The organism is Wolbachia endosymbiont (group A) of Pogonocherus hispidulus (assembly GCF_964028195.1).
Classification (GTDB): domain Bacteria; phylum Pseudomonadota; class Alphaproteobacteria; order Rickettsiales; family Anaplasmataceae; genus Wolbachia.
In genome coordinates, this window is record NZ_OZ034750.1 from 723,838 (window position 1) to 744,046 (window position 20,209).

Sequence of the window (20,209 nt, forward strand, 5' to 3'; positions counted from 1 at the left end):
GTTAGCAACATTTTTAAACTGATAACCCATGTTAAAAGCACAACTTTACGAATGCTTATTTTTGAAGACAGCAAATAGTGTCATTCCAATGTGTCTTCCATAACTGTACGAACATTCATTTTTGAAGGTAAATTGCACAACAGATGATGTCATTCCAGTGCTTGACACACAACTGTACGAACATTGTGATTTTGGCCCATCAGGAGGGTGTCATCCCAGTGCTTGACACTGGGATCCAGGAATTTTATTAAGTTGGCAAGCATAAAAATAGCTGTTTTATGTTAAAACACAACGTTTTAATGATTATGGAAAGGCTGGATCCCAGTGTCTGGGCACTGCCCACTGGTGGCCCAAACTACAACGTTCGTACAGTTGTGTGTGTCTTCCCGTGGAGATTGCTCTCAAAATTATAATGCTCATGCAGTTGCGTGCTCGACTAATTAACAGAAAAATCTATAATTCAGTTTACGTATTTTCTTATCTCAGCCAAAATCTTATCAGATTGACTTTCGTCTGAATTTAAATCAGCTGCAAAGTGTGTAACATATCTTCCTCCAGGGCCAATAAGATATATTATCGAAGAATGGTTGATTTCTTCTTCTCCGTCTACTTTGCTTGCATATACTTTATATTTCGCAACTACTTCGTCTATTTTTTCTCTTTCACCAGTTAACATTTGTATTCTATGGTCAAATTGCTGCTGAAATTCTTTAAGTCTTTCCGTGCTATCGCGCTCAGGATCAACTGTGATGAAGAATGTTTGTAGCTTGTTGTTAGTTTTCTCATCTAACTTTGCAAGTGTTTCTGAAATTATCCCAAGGTTCATAGGGCAAATTCTTTTGCATGAGGAAAACCCAAAGAAAATCATCATGTATTTATCTTTAAAATCACTACTGCGCAGGATCTGTCCGTCCTGATTAATTAAAGAAAAATCTCCACCTATCTTAACTTCTGCGTTGTGAATCGCTGCTGGGGCAAATATGCCTTTTTTAGTGAAATAACAATAACCTAAAAAAACAACTGCTAATGCTGCTAGCACATTAGATGACAATCTTATAAACCTTACCATTAAAATGCTCTCAGTAAAATCAAATTGTATCTTTATTAGTTGACCTATTCAATATATTTATTCCAAAGTGTATTGTTAATTTTGTCTAACAGTTTTTTATGTTCATCAATTTCTTCACTATTTGGTGAATGTTCTCTGGGAGTTAGATTACGCACTTTATGCTGAACGAATGTAGAGTTGCTGTCCTGATTGCATTCATTATCAAACAGAAAGGTTTGTAAACCTCCTGTAAGCTCAACATATACCTTTGCAAGCAATTGAGCATCAACTAGTGCTCCGTGCAATTCTCTATTCTCTAGCGATATATCAAAACGCTTACATAATGCATTCAAAGAAGCAGGTGATCCTGCGAATTTTTTCCTCGCAAGAGGTAATGTATCTAGCACTCTATCTGAGGAAATTAACCCAGCATTCAGCTTGCTTAACTCCATGTTAAGGAACTTAACATCGAATTCAGCGTTGTGAATTACCAAAATATCATTAGATATAAAGTCAAGAAATTCAAGTGCAACATCTGAAAATAATGGTTTATCTTCTAAAAATTCTTCACTAATACCGTGAATCTTAAACGAGTGATAAGGTATATCTCTTTCTGGGTTAAGGTACCGATGGAATACTTTACCTGTTGGAATACGATTAATTAATTCCACACACCCTATTTCAATAATTCGATGACCAGATCCAGTGTCAAGACCTGTCGTTTCAGTGTCAAGTACTATTTCGCGTAGCTTGCTTTCCATGGTTAACTCTAAATAAAACTAATCTTACTTGTCATTTGTCTTATCATTGTTTGTCTTTTTATAATTAATAGAAACAAGCAACCAGCTTGGGTCTGATGAATTAACATTTTTTTTGAATTGCCATACATCCTCAACTTTATTAATGGTGGATGTACTACCTGATATTATATTTTCTGAGCTATCTTTAATAAAGTTAATTTGCTCTGAAAGGAAATATACTGCAATAAACACTACATTTTTTACTAGCTTTATTTCTAAAATCTTTTGTGAAACGACAGAAACAATTATAGATTCGTACACCTCTTTACGATGTTTAATCTTCTCTACGAAGTTGTTGTATAAATCTTTATCCAAGAGAGATTTTAACTGGGACAAATTTCCTTGATTGAAATATTTTATTATTAATTCAAAAGCTATGTTTGAACCTTCTATAAAGTGGGAAATAGAAAAATCTTTGTTTTTTTTTAATATTTGCTCATAAGTAACTTTTATTGAATTTTTATCATTGCTATCAATGTAACCCTCAATGTTTTCTACTACATCTTCTCTACTTCGGCTTACATCCAATACATTAGTTAGCTTTTTTAGGTTGAGATTGGCTGACCTTCCTAAAGAATTATACAAACGTGAAAAAATGAACGCCGCTAATAAAGTATATATTACAAGCTCTATCATAGTAACTCAACTCCTTGGCATATAAAGTATCCGAACATTATTAATTATTAATGAAAATATGTTTTTCATATCAACTCATAATCAGGTTTGCTATTCGTTTGTAAATGAATATATTATATAAGAAAGTATTAAATATCTCAACTTAATTAAAGGAGACGTAAGAAATGCCACAACAAAAAATGAGAATTCACGGTCAATATGTTAAAGATCTATCGTTTGAGAATCCGAATTCGCCATTCCTTTCTTCGAATAAAGCTCCCGATATTAATGTAATGGTTAATATCAATTCAGCGAAATTAGAAGGAATGGAAAACAAAGAAGGAGTGAATGAAGAAAAATCTTTCCATGAAATTACTTTACATATAGAAGTCAGAGCAACGATAAAAGATGAAGGTATAAAAGATGGCGTAGCTTTCATTTGTGAGACAAAATATTGTGGTATTTTTTCAATAGAAAATTTTAAAGAGTTGAGTGAAGAAGAGGTAAGACAAGCTTTATTTATTGGCGGACCTACTTTTCTTTTCCCTTTTGCAAGAGAAATAATTGCAAGAGTTACAAGTAGTGGTGGATTTCCCCCATTGATGCTGGATCCTATAGATTTTGAAACTATGTACGAGCAGCAAAATCAACAACAAAAAAGTAACGGTAGTAATTCCAATTTTAACTAATATGATGTAACCTGATGAATAATTCTTTAAACGCAAAAACAACTTTAAACATTGACGGGAAGTCATACAACTACTTTAGCCTAAGTAGTGCTAGTGAATTTTTAGGGATAGATGTGACTAAATTGCCCTGCTCACTTAAGGTTCTGCTTGAAAATTTATTGCGCAATGAAGATGGAGTAAACGTAAAGCTGGATGATATAAAAATACTAGCAAGTTGCGTTAATAAACACGCTAATCATGAAATTAGCTACAAGCCAGCAAGGGTGTTGATGCAAGATTTTACAGGGGTTCCTGCTGTCGTCGATTTAGCTTCTATGCGGAGTTATGTCAAGAAAAATGGAGGCGATCCAAGCAGCATAAATCCGTCTGTGCCCGTTGATCTTGTGATCGACCATTCTGTTCAAGTAGATAGTTATGGAAGTGTTTCCGCATTCAGTAAGAATGTTGAGCTAGAAGTAAAAAGAAATTTGGAGAGATATCAATTCTTAAAATGGGGAGAATCATCCTTCACAAATTTTAGAGTAGTGCCGCCTGGCACAGGGATTTGCCACCAAGTGAATCTTGAGTATTTAGCGCAAGTTGTGTGTAATAAGGATGGGGTTTTGTATCCTGATACTTTGGTTGGTACGGATAGCCATACTACGATGGTTAACGGGTTATCAGTCCTTGGTTGGGGTGTTGGAGGCATAGAAGCTGAGTCTGTGATGCTTGGTCAACCAATTAGTATGGTGATTCCAGAAGTAGTTGGATTTAAATTAATTGGCAGACTGCCGGAAGGAGTAACTGCGACTGATTTAGTGCTAACAATCACAAGTATCCTCAGAACAAAAGGCGTTGTTGGTAAATTTGTAGAATTTTATGGTAACGGGCTGGATTATTTGTCTCTGGCAGATAGGGCAACTATAGCAAACATGGCCCCGGAGTATGGCGCAACTTGTGGATTTTTTCCAATTGATCAGAAAACACTCAATTATTTACATTTAACAGGGCGATCAGAAGAGTTAATCAAATTAGTTGAAATCTACTCAAAAGAGCAAGGACTGTGGCGCAGCAGTGACGAGTTAGCGTTTTTTGACACACTAGAGCTTGATTTATCAAGCGTGGAACCAGTAATGGCTGGTCCCAAAAGACCACAAGATAAGGTTTTTCTTTCACAAGTGGCAGAGTCTTTTTCTAAATCATTTTCAGTTAATGAGTCAAAGGAAAGCGATAAACTCCAAGATGGAAGTGTAGTTATTGCAGCAATAACAAGCTGCACTAATACCTCAAATCCAAGTGTGATGATTGCTGCAGGTCTTGTAGCTCGTAATGCAATTAAACTTGGATTAAAATCAAAGCCTTGGGTTAAAACTTCTCTTGCTCCAGGGTCACAAGTTGTAACAGAATATTTAGAAAAGTCTGGATTGCAGGTAGATCTAAATGCTTTGGGTTTTAATCTAGTTGGATATGGTTGCACAACTTGCATTGGGAATTCTGGTCCACTTAATAAAGATATAGAAGATGGCATTAAAAACAAAAATTTAACTGTTGCTGCAGTTTTATCTGGTAATCGTAACTTTGAAGGAAGAATTCATCCGTTAGTCAAAGCTAATTACTTGGCATCTCCGCCACTTGTTGTTGCATATGCACTTGCTGGTACTGTGCAAACTGATTTGACAAAAGATTCAATATGCAAAGATAAGAATGGAAATGATGTCTATCTCAAAGATATATGGCCAACAAACAATGAAATCGAAGATTGTGTTAAAAATGTGGTAACACGTGAGATGTTTATACAAAAGTATAAGGATGTTTTTTCTGGTGATGAACATTGGCGAAAGATAAAGTGTGAAAAAAGTGAAATCTATAATTGGGATGCAAATAGCACTTACATACAAAATCCGCCTTATTTTGATAATTTATCACCTAAAAATAATAAAGATAAAACAATCGATATAAAAGGTGCACAAATATTGGCAATGTTTGGCGATAGCGTAACTACTGATCACATTTCCCCTGCTGGAAATATTGCCTCAAGTAGTCCTGCAGGTATATATTTAAAAAATCTTGGAATTGAGCCACAGGACTTTAATTCGTATGGGTCTCGTCGTGGTAATCACAATGTAATGATGCGTGGGACTTTTGCTAACATTAGAATAAAAAATGAAATGGTAAGCATCGAAGGCGGCTATACAAAATATATTCCTTCTCAAGAAACTATGTCGATTTTTGATGCAGCAATGCGCTACAAGGAAGCTCTCATCATTGTGGCAGGAAAGGAGTATGGCACAGGTTCAAGTAGGGATTGGGCAGCAAAAGGTACTTTATTGTTGGGGATTAAAGTTGTAATTGCAGAAAGCTTTGAGCGTATACATAGGGCCAACTTGGTCGGCATGGGTGTTCTTCCACTTATATTCCAAAATGGAATAACCAGAAAGATATTTGATGGTAGTGAGATAATAAGCATAAAAGGTGAAATAGTGCCAAGTGGAAATTTAGAATGTATCATCAAAAGAAAGGATAGTTCAAAGCAATCAATTCAACTCAAATGCTGTGTACAAACTGCAACTGAGATTAAATACTTGATGTGTGGTGGAGTGTTAAGCTACATACTTCTCTTGACTTAGTAAAGTTAAGTAAGTACTAGACTTCTTTTAGCCAGCCCTGGCTCTTTTATAAATAATGATTTATTCTACGCGAAGTTATGATATAATTTTAGCTTACATATAGTAAAGGTGTTTTATAGATAATTATGATCAGCTCTATACAAGAACCTAATGAACTCAGAAAACGTTTACAAGGATTTTATCGTACTGATGAAAAGAGTTATATACGTTATCTTGTAGAAAAAGCAGAGCTTTCGGCTGATTCAAAAAGTAGAATTTATAATATTGCAAAACAAGTTATTGAAAAAATTAAACACAATAAATTAAGTATTGTAGATTCCTTTATGCAGCAATACTCGCTTTCTAATGATGAAGGAATAGCATTGATGTGCCTTGCTGAATCGCTACTTAGAATACCCGATGATTATACAATAGACGAAATAATCAAAGATAAAATTGCCAATCAGGAATGGAATAAATATTTAGGGCACTCTTCTTCGTTGTTTGTCAATGCTTCCACATGGAGCTTGATGATAGGTAGCAGTATATTGAGAGATAATGAAGGCGATTCGAAGTTCTATTACGCAATTTCTAAGTTACTTAAGAATTTAGGAGAACCGATCATTCGCAAAGCAGTAAAACAAGCAATGTCTATGCTTGGTAATCATTTTGTTGTTGGAGAAACCATAGAAGAAGCTTTAAGGTATGCAAAACTAGATGACAATAGTAAGTTTTTATACTCTTTTGATATGCTTGGCGAAGCTGCTCACACAGCTGAAGATGCAGAAGAGTATTTTAATTCATACATGCACTCAATAAAAGCTATAGGTGAATCCACTGAAATAAATGATTGTTTTAAATCGCATGGAATTTCAATCAAATTGTCTGCATTACATCCACGTTATGAATTTGGTCAATTCGATAATATAGCTGAAGAGTTGAGAGCTAAACTGCTAGAGCTTTGTCATGAAGCAAAAAAATACAACATTTCATTATGCATAGATGCAGAAGAAACAGAAAGGCTTGAAATGTCCTTAATCTTGTTTGAACAATTACGGCTTGATGAATCACTTTCTGAGTGGGAAGGGCTTGGCTTGGCTGTACAAGCATATCAAAAACGTGCTTTATCTGTTCTTGACTTTGTAGAGGATGTTGCTATTCGATCAAATCATAAAATTATGGTCAGACTTGTAAAAGGTGCATATTGGGATTCAGAAATCAAGCGTGCGCAAGAATTGGGATTAAATGATTACTCAGTATTTACAAGAAAAAGCTATACTGACGTATCTTACCTCGCGTGCGCACAGAAACTTTTGAGTAAACCAAACAGCTTTTACCCATGCTTTGGAACTCATAATGCCTATACTTTTGCTTCTATCATGGAACTTGCTGATAAAAACCACCCTGGATTTGAATTTCAACGCTTACATGGAATGGCAAAAGACTTATATGATTATGCAATGTCAGAGCTTGCAACAAATGTTAGCTGTCGTGTCTACGCACCAGTTGGTAAACGTAGTGATTTATTACCATATCTTGTTAGGTGTCTTCTTGAAAATGGAGCTAATAGTTCGTTCGTCAATCAAATAAATGACCCTAACGTTAAAATTGATGAGCTAATTTCAGATCCACTGGAAAAAGCTATAAATTTTAATTATGAACCTCATCCAGGCATTCCGTTACCACAAGATATTTTGGGACCAGAAAGAAAAAATTCTTTGGGAATGGATATTAGTGACTCGGTGATAGTCTCACAATTTGCAGATGATATAAAGGGCTTTAGTGAAAAAAAATGGCAAGTTGGGCCGATAATTGACGGACAGTCACTTTTTGATGATGCCAAATTTACTGAAGTGGTGAATCCTGCACATTTAGAAAATGTAATTGGAGAAGTGTCAAATACAACAAGTGCTCAAGTTTTAAACGCTCTTGAAATAGCACATAATGCTTTTACTAAGTGGCAGAATGTTTCAGCAGAAAAGCGCGCTAAATGCCTTGAAAAAGCTGCAGATTTGCTTGAAGAAAGGATGAAAGAGTTAATTTACATTCTGATTGTGGAAGCAGGAAAAATTTTATCCGATGCAATAGCAGAAGTAAGGGAAGCAGTCGACTTTCTGCGTTATTATGCAACGATAGCAAAGAATAAACTGAGCGACTGGAAAAAATTGCCAGGTCCAACGGGTGAAGATAACTTCATCTTTTTTGAAGGCAGAGGAGTTTTTTTATGCATATCACCATGGAATTTTCCACTTGCTATCTTCATTGGGCAGGTTTCAGCTGCACTTGCAGCAGGTAATGCAGTGCTGGCAAAGCCAGCAGAACAAACGCCGATTATTGCTTATAAAGCCATTAAGATACTACATGAAGCTGGAATACCCAAAAATGTATTACATCTCATCCCAGGGGATGGTGGATACTTGGGTAAAACACTAGTGCCAGACAATAGAATTGCCGGAGTAGCTTTTACTGGCTCAACACAAACTGCTCAAATAATCAATAAAATGCTTGCAAATAGGGATGGACCTATTGTGCCGCTTATTGCTGAAACTGGTGGGCTCAATGCTATGATCGTTGATAGCTCTGCTCTCTTAGAGCAAGTGGCTATGGATGCTTTGCTTTCTGCGTTTCGCAGTAGCGGTCAGCGCTGTTCTGCACTTAGAGTGCTGTTTATTCAAGAGGACATAGCAGAGAAGCAGATAAAAATGATATGCGGTGCAGCGCAAGAACTAAAGATTGGTGATCCAATACAACTTAGCACTGATATTGGTCCAATAATTGACAAAGCATCTATCGATATGCTCACTCAACACACGCAAGAAATGTCAGAGGATAAAGATTCAAATCTATTATTTAAAGTACCCATGGATGCAAATTCTCATAATGGTCACTTCTTTCCTCCGTATATTTATGAAATACAAAAAATTTCACAATTAAAACAAGAAGTGTTTGGTCCTATTTTACATATCATACGTTTTAACAAGTCACAATTAAATGAAGTTATAGGTGATATAAACAATACAGGATATGGGCTTACATTTTCTTTGCAGAGCCGTATACAAAATCAGATCGATTTAATAAGCAAAAAAATATCAGTTGGAAATGTCTACATCAACCGTAACCAGATAGGTGCAGCAGTTGGGATACAACCATTTGGTGGTAGAGGACTATCTGGCACTGGGCCAAAAGCTGGTGGTCCTCATTATTTACAGCGTTTTTCTACAGAAAAAGTTGTAAGTGTTAACACTACAGCATTCGGTGGTAACACCACACTTATGTGTTTGGATTAATTTGCGGGCCCTAATTTTTCTCCTATCTTACTCCTAACTAGACGTTCGTGCAGTTATGCGCGGTATCTCATCCGCTAACAAGTAGCGGTATGACGAGCTTATCGTCATACCGCCACGAACCGTCATACCGCCGCGGTATCTCAAAGCATAGATCCCGCTAACAAGTAGCGGGATGACGAGTTACTATACCGCCGCGGTATCTCATCCGCTAACACGTAGCGGGATGACGGTTGTCAGGCTAGTACCTTCCCCTGTCATCCAAGTAGCTTCCTTCTCCTGTCATCCAGCCCTTCCATCCAAGACGGTGTCATTCCAGTGCCCAGACACTGGAATCCAGAAAACTTAACTTTATACCAGGTAATAAGAACTGGATCCCAGTGTCTGGGCACTGGGATGACATCCTCCTAGTAGAGATCGCTTTTGTAATTGCAACATTCGTGCAATCTTTAGCCATAAATATTTAAGAAATTTACCAAACGAAAAAAAAGGCAAAAGAAGCCCTGTGGTGGTTGGCTATTTACTATGTACTAAAATATCGGCGTTTTTTTATTCTAAAACGCTTGATTAAGAGCGATTTAGCTGCTTTTAACTTGCAACTAACCTACACCGCAAGTGTTTAAGAAATTTACTAAACAGAAAAAAAGGCAAAAGAAACCCTAGGGTAGCTAGTTATTCACTATCCATTTTTTAAGTTGGCGTTTTTTTATGTTTTAAACGCTTTATAAGCGCGTTTCAGCTTATGTAGGTAGAAATTTTAAAGACATAAGGTGCACATAGTGCAAAAAATTAAACATGATACGCCAGATACGTGAGTTTTTTTGTCATTTAATCTGTACAGAGAAGATAAATAAATAGCTTCAGTCTCATGACGTGTATAACAATGTTACAAAAAATAATATCATAGAATTCAATAGGATAATCCCTAGAGAATTACTCATCTACAAAAAGCCAAATCGTGTTAATGCTGTTTAGATGTAAAAGATAAGCTAAATCTTTACAGGGAATTTAAAACAGTAGAATACCTTTGATTGAAAGAAAGAACCAAACTAGGCAACCTAACCGGTTTGCTATTTCAATTACTACAACTAATACCAAATCTCAATGGTAATTGGATAAATGAAAAAGAGCGCTTTCTGCCTATAGCTAGAGGTTCAAGCGAATTTATCGTATGTCCTATTTGTCTTCCCAATAACGAAGTTTGGTATAAATCAATAAATCTTAATAGGGGGAAAAACATTATGAAAACGTCAAAACTGACTGGTGAATTAGTATGTGATATATATGAGTTAACAAATAAAGATAGAAAGAATATACAAAAACTAGCAAGAAAAATAGAAGAAGGGGAAGGTGTTGCCGAAAAGTTCAAAAATGGAATATTCAAAAATTCCAGCTATAACGCAAGCACGATTCTTTTAGCGAAAATAGCTTACAAATATCAGGGTAGAGAGGAGACATTGTCACTACTACATTATGCTATAAGTCATAAAAATAATCAAGCTGTAAAAGATCTTTTAGAAGAAGCCAAAAAACAAAAACTATTAAAGGAAGTTCTGAATGAAGAAATGACCACAAAACATTCAGATGGTCGGGAAGAAAATCATACAATACTTACAGATGCTATATCACGTAGAGACAATGACATTATGAGAGCAGTGTTAAAAATCTCTGAGGAAAATGGTATCTTGAAAGAGATTGTCAAAAAAAGAATAACGATAAAACATTCAAATGGCAAGGAAATGACTTACACCCCATTCACCTATGCTGAAGCGTGTGAAAATAGTGAAGCTGTAAGAGAACTGGGAAATATTCTTAATAAGAGAGCAACCCAGCAGTCCACTGTTGTAACAGCCAAAACTACTACAGCTAGAAGTGAAAAAGTGCTTCAAGATACTATCGGTAATATCGAGACACCGGCTAACGCATATGAAAATAGTAATAAAAGTAGTCTTGAAGAATCTATAGAACATGAATATCTTGAGCCATGCGAAAATAGTAATGAAAGTAATACAATAGCTATAGAGCACATCGCTGCTTCAATAGAAAAGCTTGATAATGCTGGAATATGCGAAAAAAATGAAACTGCTGTAACAGAAACTGACATACAAGAACCAAATGCTTCCAACAGCCTTTCTTCTGCTGCATGTTTTGATAATGGGTCTAGCAAAGAAAATACTGCAGACAAAAAAGAAAAACCATCAATGCAACAAAGACGAGCAATCTTGGCTGGTAGTGTTGGTGCGGCATTACTAGTCAGTAGTGTTGTAGCTTATATATTGAAAATGTATGCCATAGCGATTATTGGGGGAAGTGTTGGATTAGCGTGTATAAGTTTTGCGTTGTATGATGCACTAAAGCCCAGCACACAGCTCGAGAAAGTGGAAAATGTAGAGCAACTAGATGTTAAATCTCTTCCTAGTTTGTGAAGCTACCGAAATTAATATATTTACTATTATTAATAACAAATAAATATTTAAAAAATCTCTTGACTTCCGCCAAAATAGATGGCTTTATGCCAATACTACTAAGAAAACAGTAGTAAACATTTGGAAGAATTGAGTCTTTAATGAGTGGGGATTTGTATGAATAATAGTAATAATAACAATAAACGTAAAAAATTAGAAGCAGGAAGCAACAATATAATAGAACGGCTTCTATTAAGGACCCCTGAGCAGCTAAAACTATACTGCAAACTGTTCGATAATGAGAAAAGACAAGATCTTTATCAAAAGGTGCTGAAGGAAATGCGTGCAAATTCAGAAGTTAATCAGTTGAAGAAGCTGAACGAAATAGCTGCTGTCATAGAAGAGGCCATTGAAGAGGGAAGAAAGTGAGGTTGTTAATTAATATATATAAGATATTAGCATAATTATGAATGCCCTCATGAGAGAGAATGAGCAGTGCATATAGGAATTTATACGGGTTTTACAGTTAATAAAAAAATAATGTTTGTGTCTGTAGAATGGAATAGTTTTTAGTGAGGTTATTATGATAAGTGTTGAAAAAAAGAATAGTGCTAAAGAAATATCTGATCAAAGTGCAAAATATCTGAATGGTGATACTAGTATTGTAGGCAAAATATCTTTAGCTACTGAAAAAGATCTTTTAAATGCTCAAGATGAGAATGGTTGGACTCCTTTGCATCATGCTGTACATTCAGGAGACATTGATTTAGTAAAATCTCTAATAGATAGAGGTGCTAACCTTAGTATTACTAATTACTGTGCAAAAGATACTCCTGTATCACATGCATTCCAATATGGTCCTGTTGAGTTAGTCAAATATTTTGTAGAAAAGTTAGGTATTGATCCTATGACAATCAAAGAATATGACTTTACTTTACTTAGCCAAGCTGTTGTAGGCGGTAACATGGATACTATAGAGTACCTGCTAAACCGAAAAGGTAGTACTTATAATGGCAATAACCTGTTGGAAGTAGCAATATTTTGTAGCTACTTAAATATTGTTAAATATTTGGTAGGGGAGAAAGGAGTTGATGTAAACTTTGCGGAGGAAAACGGTTGGACACCTTTACTCCACGCTGTTGGGCGAGATGAACTCGACATAGCATGGTATCTAATAGAGATGGGAGCTGATGTGAATGCTACAGATGAAGATGGTACTACTGCACTACACATGGCTGCCGAAGATTGTAACTTTGACATGGTCAGATGTCTTATAGAAAATGGGGCAAATGTAAATGTCAGAGACAAGTATGGCAAAACACCACTGGGCTTGGTTACACCAGGTGAAGATATAGCGGAACACCTTATCAGTTGTGGTGCACATATTTAAATGTTTATGTCTGTAGAATGGAATAGTTTTATTAATTTAGTGAGGTCATTATGACAAAAAAATATGTTGAAAAAAAGGATAATGTTAAAGAAACGTCTAATCAAGACAAAAGGCTATATGCCATGGCAAGGCATCTGCATGGTAAGTTCAATCCACCTGATACTTTGCATTCAGCCGCTGAAAAAGGTGATTTTTATCTAACTGTATATATTTTAAGTAAAGGAGCTGATTTAAATGCTCAGGATGAATGTAATTGGACTCCCTTGCATTACGCTGTCTATTCAGGAAATGTTGATATAGTAAGATTTTTAATAAATCAGGGTGCCAATTACAATATTACTGACAATGAAGGTACTCCCGTATATTATGCATTTCAATATGGCCATGTTAGAATAGTCAAATATTTTATAGAAGAAAAGGGTATTGATCCTATGGCACCAATTAATGAATATGGCAGTACTTTATTTGGTGAAGCTATTGTAGGTGGTGGCTTGGATACTATAGAGTATCTGATGAGCCGAAAAGATGTCACTTATGACTGCAGTGATCTATTGAAAATGGCGATATCAAATGGCCACTTGGACGTTGTTGAATATTTGGTAGAGGAGAAAGGAGTTGATGTAAATTTTGTGGGAGAAAACGGCTGGACACCTTTACTCTACGCTGTTGAGCGAGATTATATTGAAATAGTAAAATATCTAATAGAGATGGGAGCCTACATAAATACTACAGCTAAAGATGGCACTACTGTACTACACATAGCTGCTGAAGATTGTAACTTTGACATGGTCAAATGTCTTGTAATAAATGGGGCAAATATAAATGCCAGAGACAAGAATGATAATACACCGCTATATTTGGCTACTCAAGATAGAGAATATCAAGATAAAGATATTAAAGAGGACGTGAAGGAGTACCTTATCAGTCGAGGTGCACACATTTAGAAAAAGGTCTTTTACTACCGGAATTTTTTTGTTTTGAGGAGAAAATATGACAATTAATAAAAAAGGCATACAAGTGATTTACATGGATGCAGAGTGTAACACAATTACAGAAAATACCTACGGTTATGAGTGTATAGAAACTGTACAAAGTGTTATGAAACAGATAGTGCTGAAAGAGGCAATAGCTTCAATAAAAGTTACCCATTATCTCATTGTATCAGAGCCATCAAAAGGTGATATGAAAATTGCTAAGGACCTTGTCTTAATCCTACCAAATATAGGGGTAGAACTAAAAGATTATACCATGGTTACACAAAGTGGCTATGTAAGTCTGATTGAGCAAGGTTTAACAAAAAAACTTATGGTTATTTGGTATTGCTAGGAGGATACAATGAAGCACAAAAAATATTTCGATACACGATTACCAATCACTAATGACTCAAAAAAGTTAGCTGAGTACTTGATGGAACAATCAGATAGAGAACACTTGAGAGTATTTTATATGGATGAAAGGCATTATTTATTGGCAGAAGAAGTATATGATATTTTTAAAATAGATGAAACAGCGATATATACGAGAAAGCTTATGGAGCAAGGATTAAGAGTAGGAGCAAGTTCTATGATAGTATCACACAACTATCCGGAAAGGGAAGCACCAACGGAAGGAGATGTATCAATTGTAAGAAAGCTGGTGATAGCATGTCCAAGTGTAGAAATAGATCTAGTGGATTATAAAACAGTGACAGAGTATGGCTGTTTTAGTTTCAAAAAACAGGGTTTAATACAGGAAGGCTATACAATTATTTGGAAAGATGAAGTAGTGTGGAAAGATGACAAAGAGTATAAAAACGCAATTAGGGAGGATAATTATAAAGTTGAAAAACTGCACTAAGCTCTGAAAGTGACTTTAATAGAATCTTAGGTTAAAGAGTATATCTTTGTCTCAAAATATTTTAAAGAGACATGACTACTGATACAAGGTCTACAGACTACGAAGTAGGGAAAAAATTAAAACATGAGAGGGAAAAGCAAAGACGTACTCAGGCAGGTCTAGGAAGTAAAGTCGGAGTATTAGAGAAGCAAATGTCCAGATATGAGCGAGGGGAAAATCCGATTTCAATCATTACATTCTGTATGATAGTAGTGGAACTAATGATTGATATGGCAAAACTACTACCTGAATCCACGGTATCAGAGAAAGGTAAGGTAGAAAAAACATTAAATCTAGTTAGAGAATGTAAAAAATTTAGGAACCAGGAATTATGTAAGATGGCCTCTGCATTAAACAAATCTATCCAGATGGGCGAAGAAGAAGGTAAAAAAGCAGAAGTAGCAAAGAATCTACTTAAAGCGGGTATTTCCCTTGATATCATTCTCCAAACAACAGGCTTGTCTAAAGATGAACTTGAGAAACATAATAAAACAGAGATAGTTAATTTTATAGCCTATAAAACAGGGGAAAATATGAAAGACTGGAGGCTAGCAAGAGGACGTTCTCAGAGGAAATAAAGTCGGTTTAACAGGTGGTCAAATAAGACGCTATGAGCAAGGAACCCATATCATGACAATAGGAAAACTGCTTAGCATAGCAAACAACGCATGCCAAAACTCTACTGCCAAAAATTAGTGAACTAATAGAAAAAGGCAATGTTGAAATTGAAAGAAGTAATGAGGGAGAAAATGGAGTACTAGATTTAGTGAGAGAGTATAATAAAATTGAGGATGAAGAAATACGTGATAAATTTTATTCATTAATTATGTCAGTATCTAAAAGAATACAGATTGATAAAGAAAAGGGTAAAAAAATAGGGGAAATAGAAGTGGCAAAGAACCTACTTGAGGTAGGTATTCCTATTAATGTAGGCAACTGGCCTACAAAATCTTAAAGCTAGTGGTATGCTTGAAAAACCATAAGGGTCAAGTAATTTTTTTTAATAAGATAATTTCTTTGAAGTATCTCTTAAGCTATTAACTTAACATCACCATAGGATTTAAAACATTCCCCAAAAAATGTTAAAGCTATTTTAGTAAAATACTCAAAACTTGACCCTAAGCAACTTTGAGTTCATGCTCCTGGTACTCTTGCTTTACCTTCCTGCATAATCGCTTTTGAAGGAAATATATTACTGGATGGAGAGCTCACTATATCACCACACTTTAAACCTTTTACTGCTGCTTTGACTCCTTCTGAGACTTTTTTAGATAGACTAATTGTTTCAAAAGATTGACAAAGTTTTCCAGACCTTTCAAAATATCCCTGTTCAATAGCACCGTAGACCCAATATCCACCAAGTGAGCAATTCTCACCTAATTCTTCTTTACAATTTTTGAACTTTTCCAGTATTTCCTTTTTATTACTAACTTCTACTATTATTTTATCTTGCTTGTCAGGGTACAAATTAACTTCTAATTCTCCTAAACTAGTATAGAAAGTTAACACTATATTACTATTGTCCGCAAGATCAGTGTAATGCCTTATGTCATTGTTCGTTATAATTTCCACCTCACTTTTACCGATCTTTATTATATCTCTTCCGTATTCTATTTCTCCTTGAGTTAGCCCTAAATCCCTTGCTCCATTTGTGATCTTTGCAATATCTATTTTGCTATCCTCCGAGTATTCCAAGTAAAAAGTAAAGCTATCCATTTTTGCATTTTTTACTCTACCAGTAGCTGCACTTTTAACAATTTTCATAAACTCTAAAGTATTATTGACATATTCTTCATGAGCTTTTTTCATATTGGTTTTATGGTCTTTAAACTCTGATTCCAATGCATTAATTACTTCCATACTATCTTTATTATAAAGCACTGCTCCTTTTGATACTAATTTACATATTATATCACTAGCAACTTTAGGATCCTTTTTTAATTCACTAATTTCTTTTATTCTTTTTATCACATAATCCATAAAACCATATTTTTCATACATTTTTCCATATAGCTTTCCTTGATGAGGAAAATTAAACCTCATTTTACACTCTATAGCTTTGTTTACAACTTGTTCCAGCTCATTAATGTCTTGAGCTTTATCTACTCTACATAGGAAAAATTTCAAAATTTTCTGCTGGGTTGGTATTAAATCATCCCATAAAGTCCTAGATTTAAACAAGTGCTCTTTGCTATCTAACTCCTTGAAATCCTTTGCTCCCGCTACCAACAACAATCTCTCTGCTTCTTTACAACAAGTTTCATCACTATGAAAAACATCTCTGATATATTGAAAGATTCGTAACTTCCCTTCATTGTTATGAAGGCTTAAAACTCTCTTTAAGTCTTGAGTACCCTTGCGTTCATTCAAAAACTTTTCTAATACAGTAAGACCTTTACTTAGAGAAGAAGGGTTATCTTTGTCAACACCACCAAGAATACAGTCTAATTCTTGCTGCAACCTTTTTTGATCCTCAGTTAAAAGATAACCTTCAGCATAGTAGTTACAATTATCAATTGCTATGTCTAGTGGGATCTTTCCTTGTTTATCACATATATCAGACCTAGCTCCACTATCCAGAAATGAAGAGATGAGATCATTGTAATCAGTGCTTGCAATACAATGTAAGGGTGTTTTTCCTTCATTATCTTGCTCATTAAGATTAGTTCCTTTTTCCATAAGAGAAGCTACACTATTAGGTCCAGTAGCATAATGCAAGGGTGTCTTTCCTCTATCATCCTTTACATTAGGGTTAGCTCCTGCCTTCAAAAGTAAAGCTACAGAATCGTCATATTCTTTTTCTACCCCAGCTATACTTGATATTATGTGTAATACTGTTAATTTAGATTCTCCTCTTCTAAGATTAAGAACTTTTTCTAGATCTTGATTATCTCCATTGTCTTGTAAAAAATTTCTAAGTCTCACAATATAACCATTTTCATTATAATCACCTTCATCACTAAAAGACTGGTATGCTTGGAGGATACTGAATAATTCTTTATTTAATTCTCTTTGACTTGGTGTTAGAGCAGATATGCCAGTAAACCATATGCACATTAAGTTAAATGTATCTCCTCCAACAACATCAACTAAAGAACGATCATCACGACATAGCAATGAGTATTTAAGTGATTCATATTCATCATCCCTTTGCTCTTTTCGAAACTGTTTTAAATTATCACTTCTGGTTAGTTTTTCTAAGTACTTTAGGGTTCTATTTTTATTTCCCAATAAAAGATCTGCTTCCTTTTCCATTAAAGCATATACTGCTTCTTTATGACCATTTTCGGCAGCAAGAGATAATGGCGTCAACCCCTTTTTATCTATTATATTAATTTCTGCACCTTTTTCTAATAGAGCATTCATTGTCTTTATATGACCATTTTTAGCAGCCATATGCAATGGGGTACGCTTCATCCCATCCACCGCATTAACCTTTGTACCTGCGTCTGTTAGGGTTTTCACTATCTCTGTATAACCTCCTTTGGCAGCTAAGTGTAACGGAGTCATCCTGTCTAGATCTACTGCATTGACCTTTGCATCTGCGTCTGTTAGGGTTTTCACTATCTCTGTATAACCTCCTTTGGCAGCTAAGTGTAACGGAGTCATCCTGTCTAGATCTACTGCATTGACCTTTGCATCTGCGTCTGTTAGGGTTTTCACTATCTCTGTATAACCTCCTTTGGCAGCTAAGTGTAACGGAGTCATCCTATCTAGATCTACTGCATTAACCTTTGCACCTATTTCCAATAGAGTCTTCACTGCCTTTATATAACCATTTCCAGCAGCGATATGCAATAGAGTACATCTCTCTACGCAATTGTTTATCCAATAATTCACATTAAAATCAAATTTTTTCCACTCTTTATACGTGGTTGGGTCTATTGCTTTTAACTTCTCTTTTATTTTTTCAATTATGTTATCCCTATTTAAATCATTGTCGGAATTTATTGCACTTAGTATTTCTAACCACTTATGATGTATCATATTTCTACCCCATGCTATTGAATTGTTTATATTTAGCTCTTGCCACTACACCTAGCAGCACTTGTCTCACAACCACATTTTTTTAGCTCTTCCATATTTAATTTGTCACTAAACACAATTAGCTACACAAAAACCCATCTACTGTCAAGACGTATCAGTGGATGTTGCCTACTTACGTTGGACTCGCTTAGCCTATTACTAGGCTTTAATGCTACATCTTATCAGTGATACCTCCAGTCCGACCTAATTTTGAAATGGATGTTATAAGTAACTCAATATTATCTTCTTGCACTTTATCCAGTTTAGTTCTTTTAGCAGCCTGTGAAGGAACATCATTGTTTGCATCAGAAGCAACACGCTTTTTATTAAGAAACTCAACTATACCTGGATGACCACACTCATTAGCGATATCTAAAGGAGTTTTGTTGTTAACATCCACTGCATCAACGTTAGTTCTATTTTCTACAAGATATTTAGCTATATCTAAGGAGCCACATTCAACAGCAAGGTGTAAAGGGGTACTGTCATCATTATTCTTTGTATCAATGTAAACCTTTTTTTCGCCTGTAAGATCCTCTACAAAATATCTAATTATATTTAAGTGGCCACATTCAGCAGCAGAGTGTAAAGGAGTATAACCCCATTTATCCCTCGCATTAGCGTTAGCTCCTCTACCTACAAGATATTTAACTGTCTCTAAGTTGCCACCCTCAGCAGCAAAATGTAAAAGAGTGTGATCACAATATGATTTTATACTAACGTTAACCTTTGTGTGGTTTATAAGGTATTCAACTATGTCAAAGTGACTATTTTGGGCAGCAATGTGCAAAGGAGTGCAGCCATCATTATCCTGTGCATCAACGTTAGCTTCTTTATCTACAAGATATTTAACTATATCTAAGTGACCACGTTCAGCAGCAAAGTGTAAAGCAGTGCAGCCTGAGCAGCTCTTTGCATCAACGTTAGCTTTTTTTTCATCTACAAGATATTTAACTGTCTCTAATTTACCAAGGCAGACAGCTGCATACAGAAATGTCTCTTCTACACCTATATCCTCCTGAGAATGTAACATGGCGGAAGCGTATTCTGTGTCCAATTTACTGTCAAACCACTCTTCATATACATCTTCTAAATCTTTACCTTGTTGTTCTAACTCTTCTTTTATTCTGTTAATTATATGTTCCTTATTTTTAGCACTTATTAATGATTCCAGTAACTGATCAAAGTTCATGATTTCACCTCATCTTAAAAATCCATATCTTAATTATTACATGATTGATGTCAAAATCAAGAATTTTATATACCTTCTCCAGAATTATAAGTGATTGTTTCAGTTTGTTGTAGGTATAAGGCAGCAACGTATTTGCAATTCTTCTTAGCTAACCAAGGGAAGCTTGACTTGAAATAATATAGGGACGGTATTAATCAATAAAAGTTGATTCCGCTCTCAGCACCAAGTAGACCTTTCTTGTGTTAGCTATAGTCTCTGTAGACAAAAAACATGAAAAGGGGAATGAGAATAAAGAGGTAG

Annotated in this window: 17 protein-coding genes; 11 read left to right on the forward strand and 6 right to left on the reverse strand. The window is 35.3% G+C overall.

The annotated features are described in order from the left end of the window. Positions 1-460: 460 nt before the first annotated feature. The 3 genes from ABWU58_RS03410 to ABWU58_RS03420 are packed head-to-tail and all read right to left on the reverse strand — an operon-like array spanning position 461 to position 2,484. Positions 461-1,069: an SCO family protein gene (locus ABWU58_RS03410; RefSeq protein WP_174515950.1), complete on the reverse strand. Its 609-nt coding sequence runs from the start codon at positions 1,067-1,069 to the stop codon at positions 461-463. A 44-nt stretch (positions 1,070-1,113) separates the two neighbouring features. Beyond that, positions 1,114-1,809 (reverse strand): DNA polymerase III subunit epsilon, encoded by a 696-nt coding sequence (gene dnaQ, locus ABWU58_RS03415; RefSeq protein WP_250295339.1) that lies wholly within the window; start codon positions 1,807-1,809, stop codon positions 1,114-1,116. A gap of 24 nt (positions 1,810-1,833) precedes the next feature. After that, on the reverse strand, positions 1,834-2,484 hold the full coding sequence (locus ABWU58_RS03420) for a Tim44/TimA family putative adaptor protein (protein ID WP_353283615.1): 651 nt from the start codon (positions 2,482-2,484) through the stop codon (positions 1,834-1,836). Between the two features lie 164 nt (positions 2,485-2,648). Here ABWU58_RS03420 and secB point away from each other — a divergent pair, with 164 nt between their 5' ends. The 3 genes from secB to putA all read left to right on the forward strand — a co-directional run bounded on the left by secB (position 2,649) and on the right by putA (position 9,024). Further along, positions 2,649-3,152 carry a protein-export chaperone SecB gene (gene secB / locus ABWU58_RS03425; RefSeq protein WP_353283616.1) on the forward strand — a complete coding sequence of 168 codons (504 nt, stop codon included), beginning with the start codon at positions 2,649-2,651 and terminating at the stop codon, positions 3,150-3,152. Between the two features lie 14 nt (positions 3,153-3,166). After that, a complete protein-coding gene (gene acnA / locus ABWU58_RS03430; RefSeq protein ID WP_353283617.1) occupies positions 3,167-5,758 on the forward strand; it encodes an aconitate hydratase AcnA in 2,592 nt (863 codons plus the stop codon). A gap of 125 nt (positions 5,759-5,883) precedes the next feature. Further along, complete coding sequence (gene putA, locus ABWU58_RS03435; RefSeq protein WP_353283618.1) at positions 5,884-9,024, forward strand: bifunctional proline dehydrogenase/L-glutamate gamma-semialdehyde dehydrogenase PutA; 3,141 nt, start codon at positions 5,884-5,886, stop codon at positions 9,022-9,024. 307 nt (positions 9,025-9,331) lie between these two features. On the opposite strand, the gene ABWU58_RS03440 is transcribed toward putA, so the two are convergent. Beyond that, positions 9,332-9,478, reverse strand: coding sequence for a hypothetical protein (locus ABWU58_RS03440; RefSeq protein WP_353283619.1), 147 nt, complete (start codon positions 9,476-9,478; stop codon positions 9,332-9,334). Between the two features lie 574 nt (positions 9,479-10,052). Here ABWU58_RS03440 and ABWU58_RS03445 point away from each other — a divergent pair. The 8 genes from ABWU58_RS03445 (at position 10,053) to ABWU58_RS03480 (ending at position 15,646) form a co-directional block, all read left to right on the forward strand. Further along, positions 10,053-11,447: a hypothetical protein gene (locus ABWU58_RS03445; protein WP_353283620.1), complete on the forward strand. Its 1,395-nt coding sequence runs from the start codon at positions 10,053-10,055 to the stop codon at positions 11,445-11,447. A gap of 156 nt (positions 11,448-11,603) precedes the next feature. Continuing rightward, the gene (locus tag ABWU58_RS03450; protein WP_353283621.1) at positions 11,604-11,855 is read left to right on the forward strand and encodes a hypothetical protein; all 252 of its coding nucleotides are present in this window, start codon (positions 11,604-11,606) and stop codon (positions 11,853-11,855) included. A 154-nt stretch (positions 11,856-12,009) separates the two neighbouring features. Beyond that, positions 12,010-12,816 (forward strand): ankyrin repeat domain-containing protein, encoded by an 807-nt coding sequence (locus tag ABWU58_RS03455; protein ID WP_353283622.1) that lies wholly within the window; start codon positions 12,010-12,012, stop codon positions 12,814-12,816. 50 nt (positions 12,817-12,866) lie between these two features. Then, a complete protein-coding gene (locus ABWU58_RS03460; protein ID WP_353283623.1) occupies positions 12,867-13,760 on the forward strand; it encodes an ankyrin repeat domain-containing protein in 894 nt (297 codons plus the stop codon). 46 nt (positions 13,761-13,806) lie between these two features. Next, positions 13,807-14,142: a JAB domain-containing protein gene (locus ABWU58_RS03465; protein ID WP_353283624.1), complete on the forward strand. Its 336-nt coding sequence runs from the start codon at positions 13,807-13,809 to the stop codon at positions 14,140-14,142. Positions 14,143-14,151: 9 nt separating this feature from the next. Then, positions 14,152-14,652, forward strand: a complete 501-nt coding sequence (locus ABWU58_RS03470) for a JAB domain-containing protein (protein ID WP_353283625.1) — start codon at positions 14,152-14,154, stop codon at positions 14,650-14,652. A gap of 71 nt (positions 14,653-14,723) precedes the next feature. Beyond that, positions 14,724-15,269 (forward strand): hypothetical protein, encoded by a 546-nt coding sequence (locus tag ABWU58_RS03475; protein WP_353283626.1) that lies wholly within the window; start codon positions 14,724-14,726, stop codon positions 15,267-15,269. Between the two features lie 188 nt (positions 15,270-15,457). Next, positions 15,458-15,646, forward strand: coding sequence for a hypothetical protein (locus tag ABWU58_RS03480; RefSeq protein WP_353283627.1), 189 nt, complete (start codon positions 15,458-15,460; stop codon positions 15,644-15,646). Positions 15,647-15,825: 179 nt separating this feature from the next. Here ABWU58_RS03480 and ABWU58_RS03485 read toward each other — a convergent pair whose 3' ends face one another. Both ABWU58_RS03485 and ABWU58_RS03490 read right to left on the reverse strand, forming a co-directional pair. Continuing rightward, positions 15,826-18,678, reverse strand: coding sequence for an ankyrin repeat domain-containing protein (locus ABWU58_RS03485; RefSeq protein ID WP_353283628.1), 2,853 nt, complete (start codon positions 18,676-18,678; stop codon positions 15,826-15,828). Positions 18,679-18,889: 211 nt separating this feature from the next. Then, entirely contained in the window at positions 18,890-19,909 is a 1,020-nt protein-coding gene (locus ABWU58_RS03490; RefSeq protein WP_353283629.1) for an ankyrin repeat domain-containing protein, read from the reverse strand. Positions 19,910-20,209 lie beyond the last annotated feature (300 nt).